This window comes from Segatella salivae DSM 15606, from assembly GCF_000185845.1.
In the GTDB taxonomy this organism is placed as follows: Bacteria; Bacteroidota; Bacteroidia; order Bacteroidales; family Bacteroidaceae; genus Prevotella; species Prevotella salivae.
Genome location: NZ_GL629647.1, coordinates 2,291,043 through 2,296,020 on the forward strand (window position 1 = coordinate 2,291,043; position 4,978 = coordinate 2,296,020).

The 4,978-nt window shown below is 41.3% G+C and carries 3 protein-coding genes; all 3 read left to right on the forward strand.

The genetic code is table 11. The features are described from left to right. Nucleotides 1–2,005, forward strand: a 2,005-nt coding sequence (locus HMPREF9420_RS09080; protein WP_044079201.1) for a SusC/RagA family TonB-linked outer membrane protein, incomplete at its 5' end; no start/stop codon positions are given. A gap of 28 nt (nucleotides 2,006–2,033) precedes the next feature. After that, a complete protein-coding gene (locus tag HMPREF9420_RS09085; RefSeq protein ID WP_007135337.1) occupies nucleotides 2,034–3,557 on the forward strand; it encodes a RagB/SusD family nutrient uptake outer membrane protein in 1,524 nt (507 codons plus the stop codon). A gap of 207 nt (nucleotides 3,558–3,764) precedes the next feature. Then, nucleotides 3,765–4,964 carry a glycoside hydrolase family 71/99-like protein gene (locus tag HMPREF9420_RS09090; RefSeq protein WP_007135338.1) on the forward strand — a complete coding sequence of 400 codons (1,200 nt, stop codon included), beginning with the start codon at nucleotides 3,765–3,767 and terminating at the stop codon, nucleotides 4,962–4,964. Nucleotides 4,965–4,978: the final 14 nt, after the last annotated feature.

The window sequence follows — 4,978 nt, forward strand, 5'->3', positions numbered from 1 at the left end:
ACATGGCTACCGAGCATCGGCAACTTACAACAACAATCAAGGCATTATAAAACGTAATAACATGAATCGTCTCGCGGGATCTCTTACAGCTTACCAAACAGCTTGGCAGGGACGACTTCGCTTAGACGAAGGAATTAATGCCAATTTCGACCGCTGGCATCCCATTGATACACGTATTTTTGAGCGCATGGTCAATCTTCAGCCAACATTCCCTGTATATAATCCTGATGGAAGTTATGCCCAACTTAATGGTACAAACACAGAGAATCCTGTCGAAATTAATAATAATCGTACAGATGATCAAAAGCGTCATCGCTTTTTAGGCTATCTAAAGATGGAATTGAATATTATAGATGGTTTGAAAGCTACAGTCAATACTTCTTATGAACAGAATTCTGTTGTCGGAGGAATCTATAAGCCCAGCTACGCAAGAATGGAGGGACAAAGTGAAAAAGGATGGGGACAGCGCACCTATTCTGACTATACAAATAAGCAAATAGAACTCTATTTGACTTATGATCGCATGTTTGGAAAGGACCACCACCTTAATATATTAGGAGGCTATTCCTATCTAAATAATGTGTATGAAGGGTTTGGTTCCACGAGAAGTGGATTTGATACGAACGCCTTTGGATATAATAATCTTGGTGCAGGAACAGACTTTCGACAAGGTGATGTCTATTCTTTTAAAGGAGAATCTACGTTGGTTTCATTCTTTGGTAGAGCCAATTATAGTTATCTTAACCGTTATATGATTACAGCAACGCTAAGACAAGACGGCTCAAGTAGATTCGGAGAGAATCATAAATGGGGTACTTTTCCATCGATATCTTTGGCTTGGCGTCTTTCAGATGAGCCTTTTATGAAGCGCACTTCGTCATGGCTTGACAATTTGAAAGTAAGACTTGGCTTTGGTGTTACAGGCAATCAGAATGGTATTGGCGAGTATAAGAGTCTCTCCATTCTATCGGCTTCAGGAGCCGCTTACTATGATGCTGCAACACAAACATGGAAGAATGCCTATACACAGAGCCAGAATGTGAATCCTGATTTGAAGTGGGAGAGTACGTCACAATGGAACTTTGGTCTCGACTTTTCAATCTTTAATCGTATTAATGGAACCTTAGAGCTCTATCATAAGAAGACCTCTGACTTACTTTGGACTTATCCTGTACCGCAACCTCCCTATCTTGTTGGAACAATGTTAGCCAATGTTGGTGACTTGGTGAATAGGGGATTTGAACTTACTTTGGGTGCAAATATCCTGCGAACAAAGGATTGGACGCTCGATGCGAATATGAGTTTAGCTTATAATCACCAGGAAATCACGAAACTCTCTAACGATCAATATCAGGCCGTTGGATTGCAGGCAGGCTCTTTGCACAATCTGCGCGGTATGTCAAACACCTATTCTCAAGTCATCCTTGAAGGCTATCCTGCCGGTGCTTTTTGGGGACCTCATTGCGAAGGAATTAGTGAAGACGGCAAGTATATCTTGACAAAAGATGCTGACGGCAAAGTTGTTGAGCGTTATTTAGGTAGTGCTCAGCCGAAATGGAATATTGGTTTATCTATCAATGCCACTTGGCGCAACTTTGATTTTGTTGCTTCTGGTTATGGCATGTTTGGCCAAAAGGTTCTCAATTGTACACGAATGGCAATGTATGATCCTACGCGTTTTCCATCACAGAACGTTCTTGATGACTTTATGAAGAGTGGAATCACAGACAATCCCACCTACAGTGATTACTTCATAGAGAATGGATCATTCTTCCGTTTGCAAGCACTCACATTGGGATATAGTTTGGCTCATCCAGAGAAATTGGGGCTTTCTCGACTTCGTTTCTATGTAACGGGCGAGAATCTCTTCTGTATCACCAGATATAAAGGTATGGATCCAGAGGTTGCAGTGCCTGACAATGTACTTGAATCTCCGGGTATTGAGTTCTTTAATTCTTATCCAAGACCACGTACTTTCTCTGTAGGCGTGAATATAAGTTTCTGAAAAGGTTAACCAATAATATTGAGAAAAAATGAAAACGAAATACATTTTGTCGACAATTCTCATGGCAAGTGCTATGATGGTTTCATGCACAGATCTAAATGAAAAGCTTTATGATAAAGTGTCGATGGACGATTATGGTAAGAACGAAAGCGAGATTTCGACGATTGTTGGAGGTGCCTACGCGACGTTAAGAGGCTATGGTTCTAACACTCCTGAAGGCAATAATGTGAACTGTTATCCTACATGTGAGTATGTGTTCTTTACCTCAGAGTGTTCCAGTGACGAGGCATGCATCCCGACACGAGGCACAGATTGGTATGATGGAGGACGTTATCAACAGCTTCAATATCATACTTGGGATGCCGACAATACAGGTGTCTTATCTCTTTGGCGTTATAATTTTACAGGCGTTTCCAAGGTTAATGGCATCATCTATCAGGTTGAAAAGAGTGAACTTTCAACTGATTTGAAAAAGAAGGTAGAGGCAGAATTGCGTGGTCTTCGTGCCTACTATTATTATAATCTGATTGATAATTTCGGAAATGTACCTATCTCTACCGACTTCACTACACAGGTTTTACCAAAGAATTCGCCACGAGCTGAGGTCTTTAACTTCATTGAAAAGGAACTCAAAGAGGTGCTACCTTTATTGCCAACAGGCATACAATATGGCAGGTTTACACAGAATGTGGGTTATACTTTGCTTGCACGTCTCTACTTAAATGCCGAAGTTTACACAGGTAAACCACGTTGGCAAGACTGCTTGGATGCCTGTGATAAGGTGAAGGGTTATTCGCTTACACCTAATTATAAAGCCAACTTCGTTATCAAAAATGAAACTTCTCCAGAGATTATCTTTGCCATACCTTATGACCATAAGCAAGGAACTGTAGGCAATTACTTAGCTTCTATGACCTATCATTATAATCAAAAGTATGCTTTTGACCCTGCAGGTGTCTACCAATGGTGCGGAAATGGTATCTGTGCTCAACCTGGATTATACTCTTCTTTTGAAGCGAACGATGTCCGACGCAATAGTCTTTTGATTGGTCAGCAATACAATGCAGCAACTGGAGCTGAGGTATTGATGGACAATGGAGAGCCATTAAACTACACCGAAGATATCCAAAATTTTACGAAAGCCGCTCAAAATGAAGGCGCACGACTTGATAAATATGAGTGGAGTGCTACTGATTCATGGGAACGAGACAATGATTGGGTGCTCATGCGCTATGCAGAAGTGCTCATGATGCAAGCCGAAGCAAACTATCGTTTGGGCTATATGCAGAACGCGTTGACCTATATTAATCAGATAAGAAAACGTGCAGGACTCGCTGACTTGACTTCACTTGATGAGGATGCGTTAGACAATGAGTGGAAGCATGAATTTGTTTTTGAAGGTCTTCGCCGTACAACAAATATACGATTTGGTACGTTTTTTAAAGCGTGGTGGAATAAACCAGCAGATGTAGACAAGCATACTGGAGTCTTTCCAATACCAAAAGTGGAGACAGAAAAGAATGGAAACTTAGTGCAGAATGAGGGATATTAACCCCTATATGCTAACAAAAAGCCTCTCCACAAGCCCCTTTTCGAAGAGGGAGGGGAGTAAAAGTGCCTTATGAAGAGAATAAAAATATATACGCATTTCATTTAGGTTATTGTTTAAAAAGAATATGGTTATTATGTAGTTTAGTTGCATCCTGCTCCCCTCCCTTATCGAAATAGGGATTGGAAGAGAGGCTTTAATTCATTAATTATGAGAAAATTTATTCTTCCTTTATTGCTCCTTAGCAGCTTAATGGTGTTGAATAGTTGCGGAGAAAGCTATCCAAATGCACCTGGAAAGAAACAAAATACAAAAGAGGAGAACGCTGAAGCCAAGACCGTTAGTAAGACTAACGACATGAATGTCTATGTACATTTCATGCCATGGTTTGAGACTGACAATACCAATAACGGCAAATGGCCGTTCCATTGGACGATGAACACGCGTGATCCCAACGTTGTTGATGTAACAGGAAAGCGTCAGATTGCATCGCATTATTACCCACTTACAGGTCCTTATGCATCGGGAGATGCAGCCATACTCGACTATCAATGTCTTCTAATGAAGTACTGCGGAGTAGATGGGGTGATGGTAGACTGGTATGGAATCAATAGTGATAATGACATCGCTAAGCATAAATCAAACACTGAAGCATTGGCAAATGCCATTGCAAAAGCTGGCTTGAAAATGACTATTGTCTATGAAGACTCGCCGCTTGCTGACGTCTCTGACAAGGTAAGTCAAGCCAGACAAGACGTTCGTTACCTTGCCGAGACCTTCTTTCATAAGGACTTTTACGTGAAAGTAGAGGGTCGTCCACTGCTGATGATATTTGGACCACAGCAGCTTTTGACTGGAAAAGACTGGTATCGCGTGTTCTCTGTCCTCAAAACTAAACCCATGTTTCTCTGTCTAAACGGGCATTCTGGGCGAGCAAATGGTGATGGTTACACTAATGCTGATGGTGAGTTCTCATGGGTAAATCCTACGCCTGATTATAGCGTTGCAAGCAAATTCAAGATGTATATCGCTGGAGCAATGCCGGGATTCAAGGACTATTATAAAGAAGGTGGAGCCGGAAATGGTTACACTTCCTATGATGCTGAGAATGGAGCGCTGTTCCAACGTCAGCTTGATGCAGCCAAAAAGTCTGGTCTTAAATGGCTACAGATTAGCACATGGAACGATTATGGCGAGGGAACAACTATCGAACCAACGCTTGAATATGGCTATAAATATCTGACAATGCTACAAAAGTTCATGGGCGTTAGTTACACACAAGCTGATTTAGAGCTAATATATCGCTGGTATCAGCTGCGTGTTGCTGAGCCAAATAGCCCTCGTACACAACAAGCTTACGATGCACTTGTGCGTTTGGATGTAGCAAAAGCTAAAGAAATATTAAAATAAATAGAATATGAAAT

Coding starts and splice junctions, on each gene's coding strand:
- HMPREF9420_RS09085 (WP_007135337.1), top strand. CDS start 2,034: ATGAAAACGAAATACATTTTGTCGACAATTCTCATGGCAAGTGCTATG.
- HMPREF9420_RS09090 (WP_007135338.1), top strand. CDS start 3,765: ATGAGAAAATTTATTCTTCCTTTATTGCTCCTTAGCAGCTTAATGGTG.